Annotated in this window: 19 protein-coding genes; 14 read left to right on the forward strand and 5 right to left on the reverse strand. The window is 72.2% G+C overall.

The window, feature by feature from the left end; genetic code table 11:
* Positions 1–58: 58 nt before the first annotated feature.
* Positions 59–940 (forward strand): helix-turn-helix domain-containing protein, encoded by an 882-nt coding sequence (locus AMO33_RS08825; RefSeq protein WP_060591900.1) that lies wholly within the window; start codon positions 59–61, stop codon positions 938–940.
* Here AMO33_RS08825 and AMO33_RS08830 read toward each other — a convergent pair.
* Together AMO33_RS08830 and AMO33_RS08835 are read right to left on the reverse strand one after the other, a co-directional pair.
* Entirely contained in the window at positions 887–2,125 is a 1,239-nt protein-coding gene (locus tag AMO33_RS08830; protein ID WP_060591902.1) for an alpha/beta hydrolase family protein, read from the reverse strand. The genes AMO33_RS08825 and AMO33_RS08830 overlap by 54 nt on opposite strands.
* On the reverse strand, positions 2,122–4,203 hold the full coding sequence (locus AMO33_RS08835; protein WP_060591904.1) for a M13 family metallopeptidase: 2,082 nt from the start codon (positions 4,201–4,203) through the stop codon (positions 2,122–2,124). The genes AMO33_RS08830 and AMO33_RS08835 overlap by 4 nt, the downstream gene beginning before the upstream one ends.
* A gap of 160 nt (positions 4,204–4,363) precedes the next feature.
* Between AMO33_RS08835 and AMO33_RS08840 the strand changes: the two genes are divergently transcribed.
* Positions 4,364–5,173, forward strand: coding sequence for a class I SAM-dependent methyltransferase (locus AMO33_RS08840; RefSeq protein WP_060591905.1), 810 nt, complete (start codon positions 4,364–4,366; stop codon positions 5,171–5,173).
* A 37-nt stretch (positions 5,174–5,210) separates the two neighbouring features.
* On the opposite strand, the gene AMO33_RS08845 is transcribed toward AMO33_RS08840, so the two are convergent.
* Positions 5,211–5,678, reverse strand: a complete 468-nt coding sequence (locus AMO33_RS08845) for a DUF6194 family protein (RefSeq protein ID WP_060591907.1) — start codon at positions 5,676–5,678, stop codon at positions 5,211–5,213.
* A gap of 62 nt (positions 5,679–5,740) precedes the next feature.
* Here AMO33_RS08845 and AMO33_RS08850 point away from each other — a divergent pair, with 62 nt between their 5' ends.
* Positions 5,741–6,484, forward strand: a complete 744-nt coding sequence (locus AMO33_RS08850; RefSeq protein ID WP_060591909.1) for a MerR family transcriptional regulator — start codon at positions 5,741–5,743, stop codon at positions 6,482–6,484.
* Here the strand turns inward: AMO33_RS08850 and AMO33_RS08855 are convergent.
* Positions 6,468–6,842: a hypothetical protein gene (locus tag AMO33_RS08855; protein ID WP_011208808.1), complete on the reverse strand. Its 375-nt coding sequence runs from the start codon at positions 6,840–6,842 to the stop codon at positions 6,468–6,470. The genes AMO33_RS08850 and AMO33_RS08855 overlap by 17 nt on opposite strands.
* The gene (locus tag AMO33_RS08860; protein WP_060591911.1) at positions 6,839–7,222 is read right to left on the reverse strand and encodes a nuclear transport factor 2 family protein; all 384 of its coding nucleotides are present in this window, start codon (positions 7,220–7,222) and stop codon (positions 6,839–6,841) included. The genes AMO33_RS08855 and AMO33_RS08860 overlap by 4 nt, the downstream gene beginning before the upstream one ends.
* Positions 7,223–7,318: 96 nt before the next feature.
* Between AMO33_RS08860 and AMO33_RS08865 the strand changes: the two genes are divergently transcribed.
* The 11 genes from AMO33_RS08865 to AMO33_RS08915 all read left to right on the forward strand — a co-directional run bounded on the left by AMO33_RS08865 (position 7,319) and on the right by AMO33_RS08915 (position 18,437).
* A complete protein-coding gene (locus tag AMO33_RS08865; protein WP_060593389.1) occupies positions 7,319–8,449 on the forward strand; it encodes an acyl-CoA dehydrogenase family protein in 1,131 nt (376 codons plus the stop codon).
* 130 nt (positions 8,450–8,579) lie between these two features.
* A complete protein-coding gene (locus AMO33_RS08870) occupies positions 8,580–9,368 on the forward strand; it encodes an enoyl-CoA hydratase/isomerase family protein (protein WP_011208805.1) in 789 nt (262 codons plus the stop codon).
* 29 nt (positions 9,369–9,397) lie between these two features.
* The gene (locus tag AMO33_RS08875; RefSeq protein ID WP_011208804.1) at positions 9,398–9,751 is read left to right on the forward strand and encodes a Zn-ribbon domain-containing OB-fold protein; all 354 of its coding nucleotides are present in this window, start codon (positions 9,398–9,400) and stop codon (positions 9,749–9,751) included.
* A gap of 4 nt (positions 9,752–9,755) precedes the next feature.
* On the forward strand, positions 9,756–10,907 hold the full coding sequence (locus AMO33_RS08880) for a thiolase family protein (protein WP_011208803.1): 1,152 nt from the start codon (positions 9,756–9,758) through the stop codon (positions 10,905–10,907).
* Between the two features lie 80 nt (positions 10,908–10,987).
* Positions 10,988–12,130, forward strand: a complete 1,143-nt coding sequence (locus AMO33_RS08885) for an acyl-CoA dehydrogenase family protein (RefSeq protein ID WP_373457334.1) — start codon at positions 10,988–10,990, stop codon at positions 12,128–12,130.
* A complete protein-coding gene (locus tag AMO33_RS08890; RefSeq protein WP_060591913.1) occupies positions 12,127–13,083 on the forward strand; it encodes a phosphotransferase family protein in 957 nt (318 codons plus the stop codon). The genes AMO33_RS08885 and AMO33_RS08890 overlap by 4 nt, the downstream gene beginning before the upstream one ends.
* Before the next feature lie 26 nt (positions 13,084–13,109).
* The gene (locus AMO33_RS08895) at positions 13,110–14,312 is read left to right on the forward strand and encodes an acyl-CoA dehydrogenase family protein (protein WP_011208800.1); all 1,203 of its coding nucleotides are present in this window, start codon (positions 13,110–13,112) and stop codon (positions 14,310–14,312) included.
* Positions 14,309–15,064, forward strand: coding sequence for an SDR family NAD(P)-dependent oxidoreductase (locus tag AMO33_RS08900; RefSeq protein ID WP_060591915.1), 756 nt, complete (start codon positions 14,309–14,311; stop codon positions 15,062–15,064). The genes AMO33_RS08895 and AMO33_RS08900 overlap by 4 nt, the downstream gene beginning before the upstream one ends.
* A gap of 12 nt (positions 15,065–15,076) precedes the next feature.
* Positions 15,077–15,850: an SDR family NAD(P)-dependent oxidoreductase gene (locus tag AMO33_RS08905; protein WP_011208798.1), complete on the forward strand. Its 774-nt coding sequence runs from the start codon at positions 15,077–15,079 to the stop codon at positions 15,848–15,850.
* Positions 15,850–16,929: an NAD(P)-dependent alcohol dehydrogenase gene (locus tag AMO33_RS08910; protein ID WP_060591917.1), complete on the forward strand. Its 1,080-nt coding sequence runs from the start codon at positions 15,850–15,852 to the stop codon at positions 16,927–16,929. The genes AMO33_RS08905 and AMO33_RS08910 overlap by 1 nt, the downstream gene beginning before the upstream one ends.
* Positions 16,926–18,437: a class I adenylate-forming enzyme family protein gene (locus AMO33_RS08915; protein WP_060591918.1), complete on the forward strand. Its 1,512-nt coding sequence runs from the start codon at positions 16,926–16,928 to the stop codon at positions 18,435–18,437. Before AMO33_RS08910 ends, AMO33_RS08915 begins: the two co-directional genes overlap by 4 nt.
* Positions 18,438–18,457: the final 20 nt, after the last annotated feature.

The following is an 18,457-nucleotide window of genomic DNA, read 5'->3' on the forward strand; positions in this document are numbered from 1 at the left end:
TCCGCAATGACCTCGGAGGTCATGGTGGCGCCCCCGTGCCCGCCGCTACCCTGACCGGGTGGTGGCGACCAGCAAACGACCGGTGACCAGCGATCGACCGGCGACCGACTCCCGGGTCGGCGCACTCCTGCGCGAGTGGCGGCAGCGCCGCCGATTGAGCCAACTCGACCTCGCCCTGCTCGCCGACACGTCGGCCCGGCACCTGTCCTACGTGGAAACCGGCAGGTCGCGACCGAGCCGGGCGATGGTGCTGCGCCTGTGCGCGGCGCTGGATGTGCCACTGCGCGACCGCAACACGCTGCTGCTGGCCGCCGACTACGCCCCCGCCTACCGGGAGAGCGACCTGCACGACGTGAGCCTCGCGCCGGTGCGGGCCGCGCTGGAAACCATGCTCACCGCGCACGAGCCGTATCCGGCGGTGGTGGTGGACCGGCTGTGGAACGTGCTGCTCGGCAACGCCGCGATGCCGATCCTCACCGCGGGCCTGCCGCCGCACCTGCTCGAGCCCGCCCCCAACGTCTACCGGATGGTGCTGCACCCGCAGGGGCTGGCCGCGCGGCTGGTCAACCACGCCCAGGTGCGGCGGCTGTTCCTGGAGCGCCTGACCCGCCAGATCGCCGGAAGCGACGACCCGGCCCTGCGGGCACTGCACCGCGAGGTCGAGAGCTACCCCGAGCCGCCCGAGGACCTCGCCGCGCCCGCGCCGCCCAGCCCCTTCGAGGTGCCCATCCGGATCCGCACCCCCGCGGGTGAACTGGCGATGTTCTCCACCATGGCCACCTTCGGCGCCCCCGCCGACGTCACCCTCTCCGAACTCGCCATCGAGTTGTTCTATCCCCTCGACGATTTCACCGCCGCGGTGCTGCGCGGGGCCACCCCGGCGGACTCAGCCCGCGAATCGCTCGGTGACGTCCACGATCTCGGGGTACCGGCCGGGTAGGTCCGGCAGCCCACCACCGCGCAACCGGGCGTCGAGAAAACCGCGGACGATGTCGTTCACGATCGCGCCCGCACGCTCGGGGGCGATGTCGCCGATCAGTCCGAGCGTCCGCAGCAGCGGTGAGAAGTACTGCTGGTCCATGAAGTTGTTGTGCGCGGTGCCCCGCACGTACAGGATCGGGCTGCCCGCTCGCGCCGCGGCGCGCAGATGCTCGAGTTCGCGGCGCGCGACCGCGGTGTCGCGGTCGACCTCGGCGCGGCTCGCCCCCAGCTCGGCGAGTTCGGCATCGCTGTAGACGTGCCCGCGCCGCACCCTGTCGTAGAGGTCGAAGGCCTGTTCGGAGTAGACGAACAGGAACGGCTCGGCCAGCGGCGCGCGATCGCGGAACCGATACAGGGTGCCGTCGAGGTCGATGCCGGTCGTGACGCGCGGGTCGTAGGCGGCGTCGTAGGCGGCGGCGCCGCCGAAGGAGTGCCCGACCACGCCCACCCGCCCGGTGTCGAGCCGTCCGGCGAACCGCGGATCGGCGTTCAGCGCGGGCAACCGGTCGAGCACGGCGGTGACGTCGGCGGTCCACACCTGTCCGACCTCGTCGCGGTAGTCGGGTTCGCCGATGCGGTCCTCGTCGGTGCGCATGGTGGCGAGGCGGCCACCGGGCAGCGCGGTGGCCCGGGTGCTGTAGGTGTGGTCGATCGCGAACACCGCGTAGCCGTGCGCGGCCAGATCCTCGGCGAGGGACGTGTGATAGAACCGCGCGGAACCGTAGCCGTGGTTGAGCAGCACCACCGGGAACGGGTGCCCGGAATCCGCGATCGGCACGTTCTCGCGGGCATGGGTCGGGATCTCGGTGAGATAGTCCAGCCCGCGTGCCGGGAGCCCGAAGCCGCGGGCGATCTGCTCGGTCACCGCGGTCCCGCCCGGCACGAGCGGGGCGAGCGCGCCGTCGGTGTCGCGCGCCGGATACCACACCTGCACCATCAACTCCCGCGGCGCGGTGGGATCGGGGCCGAAGACCTCGCGCCGCTCGGTGTCCACCAGGTGCAGTGTGGTCGTGCCGACCGGATGCGCACCGGTGGGTGCGGGCAGCCGGAAGGTCGGGAACACGAGGGCGGCGGCGACGGCGACCGCCACCGTGGCCACCGCCGTCACCGCGGCGACGGCGACGACCGACCGCCGCCGGGTCACAACCGCACCCGTTCGTGCTCGGCCAGGTACATGCCGTCGCCGGGCCGGACCTCGAAGGCCGTGTGGAACTCGGCCATGTTGCGGACCACCTGGTTGACCCGGAACTCGGCGGGTGCGTGCGAATCCAGTCCGAGGGTCGCCGCGGTGTACTCCGGCGTCGCGGTGTGCCGCCAGATGCGGGCATAGGACAGGAACAGCGCTCGCCAATCGGGTTCGGCGGCTCCCGCGCGGGCGGCGGCGATGCGGTAAGCGGCCAGTGCGGTGCTCACCCCGCGGATGTCGGCGAGGTTCTCGGTGACGGTGAGCGCGCCGTTCACCCGCCGGTCCGGCGGCATGCCGGCCGGGACGAGCGGATCGTACTGGGCGATCACGGCTTTCGTCTTCGCCTCGAACGCCGCCTTGTCCGCGCTCGTCCACCAGTCGCGCAGGGTGCCGTTCTCGTCGTAACGGGAGCCGCCGGTGTCGAAGCCGTGCCCGATCTCGTGACCGATCACCACGCCGATCGCGCCGTAGTTCACCGCAGGCGCGGCGGCCGGGTCGAAGAACGGCGGTTGCAGGATCGCGGCGGGGAACACGATGTGGTTGATCTCCCAGCTGTAGTTCGCGTTCACCTCCACCGGGGTCAGCATCGTCCACTCCCGCCGATCGACGGGCCGGTCCAGGCGGCCGAGCCGGTGGCGGAATTCGTGGTTCTCCACCGCGCGCAGCGAGGCGAGCAGTTCGCCGGGACGCACCACCAGGCCCGAGTAGTCACGCCAGGTGTCCGGGTAGCCGATGAGCGCCACGATCTTGTCGACCTTGGCCAGCGCGGTGCGGCGGGTCTGTTCCGACATCCAGTCCGCCTCGGCGAGGCGCTGTCGGTAGGCGGCGAGCAGATCCTCGACCAACTGCTCGACCTGCCGTTTGGATTCGGCCGGGAAGTGCCGCTGCGCGTATTCGCGGCCGAGTGCGTCGCCCATCTTCGTGCGCACGAACCGCACCGCGGCCCGCCAGCGCGGCGGCGGCTGCTGGATGCCCGTCTGCGCCCGCTCCGCCCAGTCGAAGTGCGCGTCGGCGAACGCCGCGGGCAGCACCGGCGCATAGTGGTCGAACAGTCGCAGCCGCAGGTACTCCCGCCACCGACCGGCGTCCTCGGCCTCCCACAGCCGGGCCAGCGCCGCGGGATACTCGGGTTGATCGACCAGCACGGTCTCGAACCGGGCGCGCTGCCCACCGAGGCCGTCGAGCCAGGCATCCCAGTCGAATCCCGGTGCCCGGTCCCGCAATTCGGTCCAGGACCAGGGGTGATACGACGACAGCGAGTCCACCCACCGCACCATGTCGACGTGGCCGGCGGCGAGCCGGGTCTCCAGGTCGAACACCCGCTCGGCCACGCCCGCCGGATCGGGCAGGCCCGCGGCGGTCGCGATGCGGGTCAGGTAACCGCGGTAGGCCGTGCGCAGTTCGCTGTGGACGGGCTCACGGTAGTAGGCCTCGTCCGGCATCCCCAGCCCCGACTGCACCAGGTACGGACGGTGCCGGGTGGAGTCCTTGCGGTCGGGCTCGACCCGCAGCCACACCGGACCGGTGACCTCGAGGGCGTGCAGGGCGCCCGCGACCCGCGCCAGGTCGGATTTCGTCGCGGCGGCGTCGATCTCACCGAGCAGGTCGGCCAGCGGACGGGTGCCCGCGGCCTCGATCGCGGCGGTGTCCAGGTAGGCCCGGTACAGATCGCGCAGCCTGCGCGCGTCGGTGCCCGGCCCGGCGTCGTCCGGCGCTTCCAGGATCTCCCGCAGCCGGTCCTCGGTGCGGTCGGCGAGTTCCTCGAAGGTGCCGTGCGACGCCTTGTCCGGCGGTAGCCGGTAGTCGCGCAACCAGCCGCCGTTCACGTGCCGGAACAAGTCGTCCTGCGGACGCACAGCCGGATCGACGCCGGTCAGATCCGGCCCGGCCGTACCCGTCGGTGCGGCGGCGTCCTCCCCCGCGCAGGAAGCCAGCGTCACCGCCAGCGGCACCGCCGCGCCGACCGTGAGGAATCGTCGCCTGTCCCATCGCAGGCCACACGCTCTGCGCCCCGGCGCAGCCCCGTTCTCCGTCATGATCGCGACAGTAGGATTTCGGGCGGTCGCGGGAATCGGGCTGCCGGACGACATCCGGGTCAGCCTGCGGACGGATCACTCCCCGGATTCCACCCTGAGATCGGCCGCCGGCACCGGAAATTCGATTGGCCCGGCACCCGCCCGTCGATACGGTGCGGATATGACCGACCTCGACTATCTGACGGTGAACAAGGCGCTGTGGGACGAGCGGGTGCCCGTGCACCTGGACAGCGAGTTCTACGACCTGGACGGCTTCCTCGCCGGCGCCGAGGCGCTGCGCCCGTTCGAACTGGCCGAGGTCGGCGACGTCGGCGGCGCCGATCTGGTTCACCTGCAATGCCATTTCGGGCTCGACACCCTCGCCTGGGCCCGGCACGGCGCCCGTGTCACCGGGCTGGACTTCTCCGCGCCCGCCATCGAGGCGGCCCGCCGGATCGCCGACTCCGCGGGCCTGTCCGCGCGGTTCGTCACCGCCGACGTCTACTCCGCCGTCGACGAACTCGCCGCCACCTACGACATCGTCTACACCGGTATCGGCGCCCTGTGCTGGCTGCCCGACATCACCCGGTGGGCGCGGGTCGTCGCCGCGCTGCTGCGGCCCGGCGGCTTCCTCTACCTCGCCGAATTCCACCCCTTCACCGACGTGCTCGACGACGCCACCGGCACCACCGTCACCCTCGACTACTTCGCCGAGGGCCCCGAGGTCTGGGACGAGCCGGACGCGGGCACCTACGCCGACCGGGGTGCGTCCCTGCGCAACACCACCTCGGTGGAGTTCCGCCACGGCCTCGGCGAGATCCTCACCGCACTGGCCGCGGCCGGGTTGCGGCTCGAGTTCCTGCACGAGCACGACCACACCCTGTTCCCGCGATTCGAGGCGCTCGAGCGGCACGGGATCGAGTACCGGTTCCCGCCGGGGCGGGCGCGGGTACCGCTGATGTACTCGTTGAAGGCGACCCGGCAGCGGTGACCGGCCGGGCGCGTACCCGGCCCGGTTCCGCCGGCGTTCAGTTCGCGGTGCGCCGTTCGTAGGCTGCCCGGGCCCGCTCGTGCGCCGTGCGCAGCAGGGTCCGGCAGACCTCGTCGGTGCGCGGGCCGGGAGCCACGACCGCCAGCCAGCCCGCGCCGCCGTAGACCGGGTGCGCGATCACCGTGTCCACCGCGCCCGGATCCTCCTCGGGCGCAGCGTTTTCCCGCGGCGTGCGCCCCAGGGTCGCGACGAACGCCTCCCGCCCGGCGGCGATGTTCAGCCGGAACACGCCGGGGCGGTCGAGGCGGGAGCTCTCGTCGTCGGGATAGTTCTTGGTGACGACGGTGGCGAAGGGCTGGGTGCGGGTGGGTACCCGGCCGTCCGGGGCGTAGTAGAAGAACAGGTCGCCCCAGGCCAGTTCCGGCGAACCGTCACCGGGACCGGGCCGCAGCGTCAGCACACCACCGAGGGATTCGAGGAATTCGGCGATCTCGTCGATACTCATGCTTCGAGCGTTACATTGAAGTGCTTGTGGCGACCTGGACCCGAGTATGCCGAGGTGAATGCGTGGAAAGCCGCAACAGTGGGCCGATGCGGACGGTGACCGTCGCGCGCCGCAGCGGATATTCGGTGCAGCAGATCCGCAATCTCGAGGGCGACGGCGTGCTCCCACCCGCGGCCCGCACCGACAGCGGCTATCGGGTCTACGACGACCGCCACGTGCGCGCCGCCCGCGCCTATCGCGCACTCGCCGCGGCCGTCGGCCCGGTGGAGGCCAAGACGATCATGCGCACCGTGCACGCCGCGCCGGTCGCCGAGGCACTGGCCCGGCTCGACGCCGCGCACGCCGACCTCGACCGCCAACGCCGCGACCTGCGGGCGGCCGAAGCCGCCGCGCACGCCATCGCCGACGAACCACTCACCGCGGTCCGTCCCGCCGACGCGATGACGGTCTCCGAACTCGCCGACGCACTCGGCATCCGCGCCTCCACGCTGCGCCACTGGGACGCCGAGGGCCTGGTCGTACCCGGGCGGGCGGGCGGTGCCCGGCGCTACTCCCCCACCGACGTCCGCGACGCCCGCATCGTCCACCAGCTCCGCCGCGCGGGCCACCGCATCGACGACCTGCGCACCCTGCTCCCCCACTTCCGCGGCGCCCGCAGGCACGAGGTCCTGGCCGCCCTCGCCGCCCGCGGCGAAACCCTCACCCGCCGCTCCCGCGCTCTGCTCACCGCCGCCGCCGAACTCGACGGGCTGCTGGCGGAGGCGGAGCCCGCGGCGGGGCCGGGGCGGCTCACCGCGCGAAACTGAGTTCGGGCGTGCGGGCGATGAGCAACCTGCGCACCCGGCCGTCGGCGTCGACCTGCGCCGAGGCGTTGAACGACGCCTCGAAGGCGCCGTCGCGGGTGGTGCGGCCGAGCACCAGCTCGTGACCGTCCACCACGGCGCCCGCGTCGAGGTGGTGTACCAGCGTGCTCTTCTCCCGTTGCGCCAGATAGCCGATCAGCGCCGCGCGGTCACCGACGAACTCGGTCGAGGCGCCACCGCCGCGGGAGAACTGCACCGACATCACGAAGTCGTCGGTGATCATGGTGAGCACCCGGTCCGGGTCGTCGGAATCCATGTACTCGAACCAGCGGGCGAGCACCGGTGTCGCGGTGGTGGTCATCGTGGGGAACTCCTCGTCGGTCGATCGGGCACGAGCGCGAAATCCACGCTGAAACTCACCTGGTAGCGATCGATGAGCCCGTCCGCGCCGACGTGCATGGCGCCGACGAAGTGCCCGGTGGTCACGCGGCCGCCCTGCTCGGTGACCTCGCCGTAGGCGAACATCGTGTCGCCGTCGGCGGCCACCCGCAGCACCCGGTGCCGTCGGTCGACCGGCGGGCGGCCCGCCAGATAGTCGAGCATCGCGGCGCGCCCCCGGCCCAGGTTGATCCCGTTCGGCAGCACCATGGCGAACTCGACGTCGTCGGCGAGCATCGCGGTCGCCTCCGCGAGCCGGCCGCTGTCGACGGTGGCGTAGTAGTCCTCGATCGCCGTAGCCATGAAACTGAACCTAGTTCAATCCGACCTTTCTTGTCGAGCGGTTCCGCCCTACCCTCGGACGAGTACCGAACTGAACTCAACTCTATGGAGAAGGTCATGACCCTGGAAGTCCCCTGGCCGCGCACCGAACCGGCGGCACTAGAGCCCGGCCCGGAGCGCATCGAACTGCGCGACAGCCTGCGCGCCCTGCTCGCCCGGCACAGCGACATCGAACAGGTCCGCACCGCGAGCGAGAGCGAGCTGGGCTACTCGCCGCGACTGTGGCGGCTGCTGGCCGAGGACATGTCGGTGGCCGCCATCGCGGTGCCGGAGGACCGGGGCGGGCTCGGCTACGGCACCGCCGAACTCGCCACCGTCCTCGAGGAGTGCGGCCGCGCCCTGGTCTGCGAACCCGTGCTCACCTCGGCGGTCCTCGGCGCGCAGGCGCTGCTCGCCGCCGCGGATCGCGACGCCGTCGCCGACGTGCTGGCCGAGGTGCTCACCGGCGCCACCGTCGCCACGGTCAGTGCGTTGGACCCGGCCACCGACCGGCTCACCGCCGAGCCCACCGCGCACGGCTGGCTGCTCACCGGCACCGTCGGTCACGTCCTCGGCGGCGCGACCGCCGACCTCGTGATCGCCACCGCCGAGACCCCGGACGGCGTGCGGCTCTTCGCCTTCCGCCCCGGCCCTGCGGTCACCCGCACCCCACTCACGGTGCTGGACCCGACCCGCGGACAGGCCGACATCACCGTGCACCGCCGGGCAGCACTCGCCCTCACCGATCCGGCGACCACCCCGGCGACCGTCACCCGGCTGCGCGATCTGGCGACCCTGGCCATCGCCTGCGAACACACCGGAATCGTCGAGCGCCTGGTCGACACCACCGTCGCCTACACCCGCACCCGCCAGCAGTTCGGCAGGCCCATCGCGTCGTTCCAGGCGATCAAACACCGGCTGGCGGACCTGCTCGTGCTTCTCGAGCGGGCCCGCTCGGCCTCCCGGTACGCGGCCGCGGTATTCGCCGAGGACCCCGACGGCGCCCGGCTCGCCGTCGCCGTGGCCGGGGCGGTGTGCACCGACGCCGCGCTGACGGCCGCCGCGGAGGCGGTGCAACTGCACGGCGGGGTCGGCTTCACCTGGGAACATCCCGCGCACTCCTACTACCGCCGGATCCTGGGCAACGAGGCCGCCCACGGCGACGCGCGCACCCATCGCGCGGGTGTCGCCGCCCTGCTCGGTCTGTAGCCCGCCGAAATCGCCGCTGCCGACGTATTGACGGCAGCCCACTCCACGCACTAGAACTGAATTGAATCCAGTTCAAGTCCGGACACTGGACCGAATCAGGACCCTGGACCGAATCAGAAAGAGGCCCACCATGGTTGACACCGACCACATCGTGCTCGAGAAGGACGGCGAGGTCGCTCGCGTCTGGCTGAACCGCCCGCACAAGAAGAACGCGGTGACCGTCGAGCTCCTGCATCGCCTGGACGAGATCATCGTCGAGGTCGACAACGATCCCGAGCTGAAGGTGCTGGTGCTGCGCGGCCGGGCCAACACCTTCTGCTCCGGCTTCGATCTGGACGAGCTGCGCGAGAACTACGTGGGCAAGACCAACGCGATGGACGTCGCGGTGCTCTCGGCCAAGGTCTGCGACCGGCTGTACTCGATGAACACCCCCTCGGTGGCGGTGCTCGAGGGCTACGTGACCGCGGGCGGTTTCGAGCTGATGATCTCCTGCGATTTCGCCGTCGCCGCCGACGACGCCAAGATCGGCGACTTCCACATCCGCCGTGCCCTCTTCGGCGGCGCGGGCCCGATCTACCGTCTGCCGCGCATGATCGGCATCCGCAAGACCAAGGAGCTCATGCTCACCGGCAAGCTGCTCAGCGGCGCGGAGGCCGCCGCCTTCGACCTGATCAACGCCTCGGCCCCGGCCGCGGAACTCGACCAGCTGGTGGCCGATTTCATCGCCCCGATCGTGGACAAGAGCCCCTTCATCATGAAGCTCACCAAGATGACCATCGACCGCGGCCTCGACGCCGACATCCAGTCGCTGATGGTCATGGAGCATCTCGCCGTGGGCAACGCCCTGCAGTCCGAGGACGCCGCCGAGGGCGTCAACGCCTTCCTGGAGAAGCGCGAACCCAAGTGGGTCGGTCGCTGAGTCCCGGCAGGGCGGCGGAGGGAGACGACATGGACGAACCGGTCCTGGAGGGCAGCGAGTGCGGCGTGTGCGGCACGGTCGGGTTTCCGGCGAGCACGATGTGCGCGCGCTGCGCCACGCCGACGGCGCGGCCGCGACCGCTGAGTCGCGACGGCGTGGTCTGGGCCTACACGGTGCAGCGCTTCCCACCCAAATCGCCGCCGTATGTCGCTCCCGCCGAAGGGTTTTCGCCCTACGCGGTGGGCTGGGTGGAACTGCCCGACGGCATCAGGGTGGAGGCGTTGCTCGACGGCGGCGCCGACACCGATCTGGATCGGGCACCGGTGCGCCTCGTCGCGGCGTCGCCGGTGCCCCGGTTCGCCGTGATCGGCGAGGAGGTGTAGTGCGATGAACCAGCCCGTCTCGATCATCGGCGTCGGCCTGTCGAAGTTCGGCAGGCAGCCCGGGGTGAGCGGCAGACAGATGGCGATCACCGCGATCGGCGCCGCACTGGCCGATGCCGGGGTGACCTGGCCGGACGTGCAGGTGGCCTTCGGCGGCAGCGACGGCTCCGGCCTCGCCGACACCCTGGTGGCCGACCTCGGCCTGACCGGCATCCCGTTCACCAACGTCAAGAACGGGTGTGCCACCGGCGGTTCGGCGCTGTTCTCGGCGGTGAACGCCATTCGCGCCGGGGCGGCCGACATCGCGCTGGCGGTGGGATTCGACAAGCATCCGCGCGGCGCGTTCGACCCGGCTCCGGCCGAGTGGGGCCTGCCCGAGGGCTACGGCAGCGAAGGACTGATGGTCACCACACAGTTCTTCGGCGCGAAGATCAACCGGTACATGCGCCGCCACGGCATCTCGGCGGCGACGCTGGCCGCCGTCGCCGAGAAGGCGTACCGCAACGGCGCGTTGAACCCGAATGCCTGGCGCCGCGAACCGATCCCGGCCGCGCGGATCGCCGCGGCGGAGATGGTGAACGACCCGCTGACCAAGTTCATGTTCTGCTCGCCCGGCGAGGGCGGCGCCGCGGTGATCGTGGCGTCCCCCGCGGTCGCGCGGCGACTCGGCGCCCGTGCCGTGCAGCTGCGCGCCATCAGTCATCGCACCCGCCGGTTCGGCTCGTTCGAAGTGTTCAGCCCGGCGGTACAGGGCAGCGGCGAACCGACCAGCGTCAGCGCCGACGCCGCGGGCGCGGCGTTCGAGCAGGCCGGCATCGACCCGCACGAGGTGGACGTCGCGCAAGTGCAGGACACCGAGAGCGGCGCGGAGATCATGCACATGGCCGAGTGCGGCTTCTGCGAACACGGCGAGCAGGAGAAGTGGATCGCCGCGGGCGACACCGAGATCGGCGGCAGGCTGCCGGTCAACACCGACGGCGGTTGCCTGGCCAACGGCGAGCCGATCGGCGCCTCCGGGCTGCGGCAGGTGCACGAGATCGTCACCCAGTTGCGCGGCGAGGCGGGCGCCCGGCAGGTGCCCGGCACACCCCGGGTCGGGTTCACCCATGTCTACGGCGCGCCCGGAATCAGCGCCTGCACCGTGCTGGCCGTGTGAGAGGAGACAGACCCGTGCAGACCAGAACGCTGCCCGACCTCGGGCAGTTCACCGAGCAGGCGCGCGCCTGGCTGGCCGGGATGGCGCCGCCGCGCACCGCGGCGGCGTGGGGCGAGGGCTCGGATTCGGTGGCGGTGTTCGAGAACTGGACCGCCGAGCAGGAGCGCGCCCACACCGACGAGATCCGCGCCTACGAACAAGCCAAGTTCGACGCCGGCTGGGGCGCGCTGGACTGGCCCGCCGATTACGGCGGGCGCGGGCTGCCCATGTCCTATGTGCTGGCCTTCCGCCGCGTCGAGGAGGAGTTCGCGGTGCCCCGGCGCACCGAGATGTTCTCGGTGACACAGCAACTCGTCGCACCCACGGTCGCCCAGTGGGGCACCGAGACGCAGCGCGAGCGGTGGGTGCGCGCGATGCTGCGCACCGATCTCATCGCCTGCCAGCTCTTCTCGGAGACCGAGGCCGGTTCCGACCTGGCTGCGGTGCGCACCCGCGCGGTGCGCACCGAGGACGGCGGCTGGCGGCTGGACGGCCACAAGGTGTGGACCTCCGGCGCCCGCGTCGCCGATCTCGGTGTGGCGGTCTGCCGCACCGATCCGGCCGCGCCCAAGCACGCGGGCCTCACGGTGTTCCTGGTACCGATGGACACGCCCGGCGTCACCGTGCGCCCGATCCGCCAGATGACCGGCGGCTCCTCGTTCAACGAGGTCTACCTCGACGACGTGCGCCTCCCCGACGAGTACCGGCTCGGGCCGGTCGGCAAGGGCTGGCCGGTGGCATTGACGGTGCTGGCCGCCGAACGCCTCGACGGCGCGCACCTGGGTCTGGCCAACGCCGACCGTGCCGTGGCGCTGGCCGGGCACCTCGGGCGCGCGCTGACCGACCTCGAGCGCGACCGCGTCGCCGATCTGGTCACCCGCAGCTATGTCCAGCGGGTGGCCGCCATGCGGGTCGCCGCCGCCGTCGTCGCGGGCAAGGATCCCGGACCCGAGGCTTCTATCGGCAAGCTGCTGGCCACCGACACGATGGCCCGCACCTCGGAGGTGGTCCGCCTGCTGCTCGGCCGCGATCTGGGCGCCGACTCCGGCCGCTGGGGGCACTTCGCCTGGACCGAGCACGTGCTGGGCGCGCCCGGCTACCGGATCGCGGGCGGCACCGACGAGATCCAGCACAACATCATCGCCGAGCGGGTGCTCGGCCTGCCCAAGGAGCCACGACTGTGACCGGCACCGTCGCACCCCGGGTCGCCGCCCGACTGCGCACCGAGTTCGGCGAGACCCTCACCGAATTCGAGCCGCTGCTCGGCGGGCACTCCGGCCTGACCTACCGGGTACGCACCGACCGCGCCGGCTACGTCGTGAAAGCGGTGCCCCCGGGCCGCAAACCCCTCGGCAGGCACGACATGCCGCGCCAGGCCGCGATCATGCGGGCACTCGCGGACACCCCGGTGCCGGTGCCGCGCATCGTCGCCGAGGACAGCGCCGAACCCGCCTGGTTCGCGATGGAACTGGTCGCGGGCGAGTCGCTGGAACCGGTGCTGGACGACCCGCCGGTGGCGCCCGCGCTGGCCGCGGCCAGGATGCGGCGCGCCGCCGCGGTGCTGCCGCTGCTGCACGCGGTGGATCCGGCCACGCTGCCCGGCGCGGAACCACCGCTGTCCCCCGCCGACGAACTGGCCCGCTGGGCCCGCACCCTGGACGCGGTGCCGCCGGAGCTGGTCGCGGGCGGGGCCCGGCTGCTCGACCTGCTCGCCCGCGACATCCCCGCCCCCGCCGCACCCACCCTGGTGCACGGCGACTATCGCCTCGGCAACATCCTCTGCGCGGGCACCGAGCCCGCCGCACTGATCGACTGGGAGATCTGGAGCGTCGGTGATCCGCGGGTGGAGCTGGGCTGGTTCGGCGTGTTCACCGACGGCGACTGCTTCCCCGGCGTCGGCCGCACGGTGCCCGGCCTGCCGACGGCCGCCGAACTGGTCGCGATCTATCGCGAAAGTCGTTGCCTGCCGGGCGAACTCACCTGGTTCGACGCGCTGGGCAGGCTCAAGATGGCCGCGATCATGGGGCACAACCTGCGCAGGCACCGCGAGGGCAGGCATCACGACCCCGACCAGGAGAAACTGCCCGCCACCATCGACCGTCTCATCGAGACCGGCACCGCGCTGCTCGCGCGCTGACCTCTCCCTCCCTCAGGAGCCACCCCGTGGATTTCTCGTACTCCGCCCGCACCGACGATCTGCTCGACAAACTCGAGCTGTTCATGGACACCCACGTCTACCCCGCCGAGCGGGTCTACGACGAGCAACTCGCCGCCCAGCGCGACCCGCACGCCCAGCCGCCGATCATGCGGGAACTACAGGCCGAGGCCCGGGCCGAGGGCCTGTGGAATCTCTTCATGACCCACGGCGGGCACGGCGCCGGGCTGACCAACCTGGAATACGCCCCGCTGGCCGAGGTGATGGGCCGCTCGCTGATCGGCAACGAGGTGTTCAACTGCTCGGCGCCCGACACCGGCAACATGGAGATCCTGGCGCTCTACGGCACCGAGGCGCAGCGCGAGCAGTGGCTGAAACCGTTGCTGGACTGCAGCATCCGCTCGGCGTTCGCGATGACCGAGCCCGCGGTCGCCAGCTCCGACGCCACCAACATCGGCGCCACCATCCGCCGCGACGGCGACCACTACGTGCTCAACGGCCGCAAGTGGTACATCTCCGGCATCCTCGATCCGGACTGCAAACTGCTGATCTTCATGGGCAAATCCGATCCGGACGCACCCACCTACCGTCAGCAGAGCATGATCCTGGTGCCCGCCGACACCCCCGGCATCGAGGTGCTGCGCGACCTGCCCATGTTCGGCTACCACGACCGCCTCGGCCACGGCGAGGTGCAGTTCACCGACGTGCGCGTCCCGGCGGAGAACATGCTCGGCCGGGAGGGCGACGGGTTCGCCATCGCGCAGGGCAGGCTCGGGCCCGGCCGCATGCACTACGCCATGCGCGCCGTCGGCATGGCCGAGCGGGCACTGGAACTCATGTGCCGCCGCTCGCTCGAACGGGTCGCGTTCGGGCAGCCGCTGGCCGAGCGCGGCGTGGTGCGCGAGTGGATCGCGCGCAGCCGCATGGAGATCGATCAGATCCGCCTGCTGGTGTTGCAGTCGGCCTGGCTGATGGACACCAAGGGCAACGCGGCCGCCCGCGCCGAGGTCGCCGCCATCAAGGTCGCCGCGATGGAGGTGGCGCACCGGGTGGTCGATCGCGCGGTGCAGACCTTCGGCGCGGCCGGGGTCAGCGACGACACGGTGCTGGCCCGCATGCACGCCGTCACCCGGGCACTGCAGATCGCCGACGGTCCCAACGAAGTCCATCTGCGCACCATGGCGCGTCTCGAGGTGAAGAAGTACCGATGAACACCGATCTGACGGGCAGGGTCGCCCTCGTCACCGGCGCCAGCCGCGGGCTCGGCCTGGCCATCGCCCGCGGCCTCAAGCAGGCGGGCGCCACCGTGATCGTCTCCAGCCGCAAACTCGATTCCTGCGAACGGGCCGTGGCCACGCTGGCCGACATCCCCACCGGCGCGGCCCATCCGCTGGCGCTGCACGTCGGGCAGTGGGACACCATCGAACCCGCCGTCGACGCGATCATCGCCGAGTTCGGCAGCCTCGACATCGTGGTCAACAACGCGGGCATCGCCCCGCTCGCCCCGAACCTGGCCGCGGTCGGCGAGGGCCTGTGGGACAAGACCCTCGAGGTGAACCTCAAGGGCCCGTTCCGGTTGATGGCGGTGGCGGGCGCGCGGATGGCGGCCGCGGGCGGCGGGTCGATCGTCAACATCTCCAGCATCGGCGCGGAGCGGCCCAGCCCGCCGGAGGCGATGTATGCCGCGGCCAAGAACGGGCTCAACGCCTTGACCCGCGCCTTCGCCCAGGAGTACGCGCCGACGGTGCGGGTGAACTGCGTGATGCCCGGTGGTTTCGCCACCGACATGGCCGAGCACTGGGACGAGGAGTTCGTCGGCAAGATCGTCGACCGGCTTCCCGCGGGCAGGCTGGGCAGGCCCGAGGAGATCGCGGGCATCGTGGTGCACCTGGCCTCCGACGCCGCCGGCTACACCACCGGCGCGCTCATCCCGGTCGACGGCGGCCGCACCGCGGTGTACTGAGGTGGGGCGACGATGAGCGAATCAGCCTTCCTGGACACCATGTTCGGACTGCACGGGCGCGTCGCGGTGGTCACCGGCGCCTCCTCGGGTCTCGGCCTCGGCTTCGCCCGCACGCTCGCCGGCGCGGGCGCGACCGTCTACGCCGCCGCCCGCCGCCTCGACCGGCTCGACGCGCTCGCCGCGGAGAACCCGCGGATCGTGCCGGTGCGCTGCGACGTCACCGCCGACGCCGACCGCCGGGCCCTGGTCGATCGCTGCCATGCCGAGCACGGCCGCCTCGACGTCCTGGTCAACAACGCGGGCCGCCCCGGCCCGCCGCACGCCGAGGAGGAGACCGCCGCCGGGTTCGCCGCCATCCTCGAGGTGAACCTGCTGGCCGGCTTCCACCTGGCCACCTACGCCGCCACCCGGCTGCCCGCGGGCGAGCGCGCCTCCTACATCAACATCGCCTCGGTGGTCGGGCTGGTCTCCACCGCGCCGATCGGCGGGGCCAGCTACGCCGCCTCCAAGGCGGGCACCCTCGGGCTGACCCGTGAGCTGGCCGGTCAGTGGGGCAGGCGGGGGATCCGGGTGAACGCCGTCGTGCCGGGCTGGTTCGATACCGAGATGACCGACGGACTGTTCGACAACGAGAAGTCCGCGGGCTGGGTACGGCGCAACACCATGCTCGGCCGCGGCGGCGCACCCGGCGAGGTCGACGGGGCGGTGCTGTTCCTGGCCTCGGACGCCTCCTCGTACGTGACCGGCCAGACCCTGGTCGTCGACGGCGGCTGGACGGCCCGCTGATGCTCGCCGTGCAACTCACCGCGTGGGGCGCCGAACCGGAGGTCCGGGACGTCCCGATGCCGCGTCCGCGCGGCGAACAGGTGCTGGTGCGGGTCGCGGCGGCCGGGCTGTGCCGCTCGGACCTGCACGTCATGGACTCCCCCGCCGGTGTGTTCGACTATCCGCTGCCGCTGACCCTCGGCCACGAGGTGGCGGGCACGGTCGCGGAGGTCGGCCCCGAAGCCGACCCCGGCTGGCTCGGCGAACCGGTGGTGGTGCACGGGGTGTGGAGCTGCGGGGACTGCCGCAACTGCCGGCGCGAGCGGGAGAACTACTGCCTGGCCACCCGCCGCCGCCCGGACGGCAGGCTGGCCCCGCTGGGCAACGGCCTGGGACACCACGGCGGCCTTGCCGAGGCCATGCTGGTTCCGTCCACCCGCTTCCTGGTCCGCGCGCACGGAGTCGATCCGGTCGCGGCGGCGCCCCTGGCCGACGCCGGGGCCACCGCCTACCACGCGATCCGGGAACACCTCGACCTGATCGATGCGGACACCGTCGTCCTGGTGATCGGGATCGGCGGGCTCGGCCATCTCGCCGTGCAGGTGCTGCGTGATCTCGGCGTCCGCGCGATCGTGGCGGTCGACGAACGCGCCGAGGCGCGCGATCTCGCGGTGCGGCTTGGCGCGCGCATCGCGCTCCCGGACGTCGAGTCCGCGGCGGCCGAGCTCGCCGCGGCGGGCGGTGCCGACCTGGTCCTGGACTTCGCGGGTGCGCCCGCCACGGTCGCCCCGGCCGCACGCACGCTCGCGCCCGGCGGACGGCTGGTGCAGGTCGGCAGCGCGGGCGGGCGGGTCGAGGTCGGCAAGGATCTCGGGCTGGCCGCCGGCTGGCGGGTGGCCGCACCGTTCTGGGCCACCCGCGCCGACCTGGCCGCGGTGCTCGACGCCGCCCGCCGCGGCGCGCTGCACAGCACCACGGCCACCTTCCCGTTGGCCGAGGCGCCCGCGGTCTATCGCGCGTTGCGCGCGGGCACGATCACCGGGCGCGCGGTGCTGATCCCACCCGGACTGTCCCCATCGAGCACGAGGAACCGACGATGAAGGTACTGGCGAAGGAACTGATCGAGCGGTGCAGGCAGGCGCCCGGCACGCTCGCGGTGGTCGACGAGCACGGTGCGCACACCCTCGCCGAGATCGTCACCGCCGCCGAGGAACTGGCGTCCCGGCTGGCCGAGATCGACACCCGCGCGCCGACCGTGCTGGTGCAGGCGGACAACACCTGGCGCACCGTGGCGGCGGCGCTGGCCGTCGGTCTGCGCGGCGGTGTCGTCGCGGTGTTCAGCCCACACGCCAGCGCCGCCGAATTCCGGTTGGCCGTCGAGGACATCGACCCGGACGTCGTCGTGGGCGACGTGGCTACGCTGGCGCACTGGGCGGTCCCGGAATCCGGGTTCCCGGTCGGGGCACCCGGTTTCGACACCGTGTCGGTCCGCGCCAAGCCCGGCTTCGGTGACGTGACCCGCTGGCGCGGCGGCGCGGCGATCGCGATGACCTCCGGGTCCACCGGCAGGCCGAAGTGCGTGGTGCAGTCCGAGGAGGCCATCCGCTATGCCTGCGACCGCACCATCGAGGCGGTCGGCCTGCGTGCGGGCGAGGGCGTCGGCGCGTTCGTGCCGCTGTCCAGCGTCGCGGCCTTCTGTTTCGGCCTGTATCTGCCGGCGCATCTGGGCGGGCACATGGTCTGCGTCGGGCGCTGGTCGCCGGCCGCGGCGTTGGCCGCCATGCACGAGCTCCGGGTCGCCTGGACCATGCTGGTGCCCACGATGGCGCTGCAACTGTCGGTGGTCGACGACGCCGCGGGCAAGCTCGGCGCGCTGCGGGCCATGACGGTGGGCGGCGGTCCGATGAACGAGCGCGCCCTCGCCGAGGCGGAGTCCGTGCTGGGCACCACGTTCCTGCGGGTGTTCGGCATGTCGGAGTGCCTCGGCCACACCACCCCGCGTCCCGACGACCCGCCCGCGATCCGGCTGGGCCGCGACGGACGCCCCTTTCCCGGTACGGTGGTGCGCGCCGTCGGCGGGGACGGAAACCCCTTGCCGCCGGGCGAGATCGGCGACGCCCAGGTGAAGGGGCCGTCCTTGTTCGTCGGCTATGCTCGCCACGGCGTTCCGGTGCCGCCGGAGCTCACCCCGGACGGCTTCCTGCCGACCGGTGACCTGGTGGAGGTGGCGGCGGACGGATCGATCCGGGTGATGGGCCGCCAGAAGCAGATCATCATCCGGGGCGGGCGCAACATCGACATCAACGAGATGGAGGCGGCCCTGGCCGCGCTGCCGGGCGTGGTGCAGGTGTGTGTGGTGCCGGTGCCCGACGACCTGTTGGGTGAACGCGCCGCCGCGCTGATCGTGACAGGCGGCGCGCCGCTGACCCTGGCCGAGGTGACCGAGCGGCTGGCGGTCGCGGGCGTTCCCAAGGCGAAGTGGCCGGAATACGTCTTCACCGTGCCCGACCTGCCGCAGAATCGGGTCGGCAAGCTGTCCCGGCCGGACGCCGTGCGCCTGGCCACGCAGCTGGCGACACTCGACCCGAGTTCATCTCAGGTGCGGTAGAGTTCCTTCATTTACGACAA

The sequence above is a fragment of the Nocardia farcinica genome (genome assembly GCF_001182745.1).
GTDB lineage: Bacteria > Actinomycetota > Actinomycetes > Mycobacteriales > Mycobacteriaceae > Nocardia > Nocardia farcinica.

What these genes read in the sequence shown, in the direction of transcription:
- AMO33_RS08845 (WP_060591907.1), bottom strand. Translation starts at nt 5,678, where the DNA reads ATGAGTATCGACGAGATCGCCGAATTCCTCGAATCCCTCGGTGGTGTG.
- AMO33_RS08900 (WP_060591915.1), top strand. Translation starts at nt 14,309, where the DNA reads ATGAACACCGATCTGACGGGCAGGGTCGCCCTCGTCACCGGCGCCAGC.
- AMO33_RS08910 (WP_060591917.1), top strand. Translation starts at nt 15,850, where the DNA reads ATGCTCGCCGTGCAACTCACCGCGTGGGGCGCCGAACCGGAGGTCCGG.
- AMO33_RS08865 (WP_060593389.1), top strand. Translation starts at nt 7,319, where the DNA reads ATGACCCTGGAAGTCCCCTGGCCGCGCACCGAACCGGCGGCACTAGAG.
- AMO33_RS08855 (WP_011208808.1), bottom strand. Translation starts at nt 6,842, where the DNA reads ATGACCACCACCGCGACACCGGTGCTCGCCCGCTGGTTCGAGTACATG.
- AMO33_RS08870 (WP_011208805.1), top strand. Translation starts at nt 8,580, where the DNA reads ATGGTTGACACCGACCACATCGTGCTCGAGAAGGACGGCGAGGTCGCT.
- AMO33_RS08875 (WP_011208804.1), top strand. Translation starts at nt 9,398, where the DNA reads ATGGACGAACCGGTCCTGGAGGGCAGCGAGTGCGGCGTGTGCGGCACG.
- AMO33_RS08835 (WP_060591904.1), bottom strand. Translation starts at nt 4,203, where the DNA reads ATGACGGAGAACGGGGCTGCGCCGGGGCGCAGAGCGTGTGGCCTGCGA.
- AMO33_RS08905 (WP_011208798.1), top strand. Translation starts at nt 15,077, where the DNA reads ATGAGCGAATCAGCCTTCCTGGACACCATGTTCGGACTGCACGGGCGC.
- AMO33_RS08915 (WP_060591918.1), top strand. Translation starts at nt 16,926, where the DNA reads ATGAAGGTACTGGCGAAGGAACTGATCGAGCGGTGCAGGCAGGCGCCC.
- AMO33_RS08880 (WP_011208803.1), top strand. Translation starts at nt 9,756, where the DNA reads ATGAACCAGCCCGTCTCGATCATCGGCGTCGGCCTGTCGAAGTTCGGC.
- AMO33_RS08885 (WP_373457334.1), top strand. Translation starts at nt 10,988, where the DNA reads ATGGCGCCGCCGCGCACCGCGGCGGCGTGGGGCGAGGGCTCGGATTCG.
- AMO33_RS08840 (WP_060591905.1), top strand. Translation starts at nt 4,364, where the DNA reads ATGACCGACCTCGACTATCTGACGGTGAACAAGGCGCTGTGGGACGAG.
- AMO33_RS08860 (WP_060591911.1), bottom strand. Translation starts at nt 7,222, where the DNA reads ATGGCTACGGCGATCGAGGACTACTACGCCACCGTCGACAGCGGCCGG.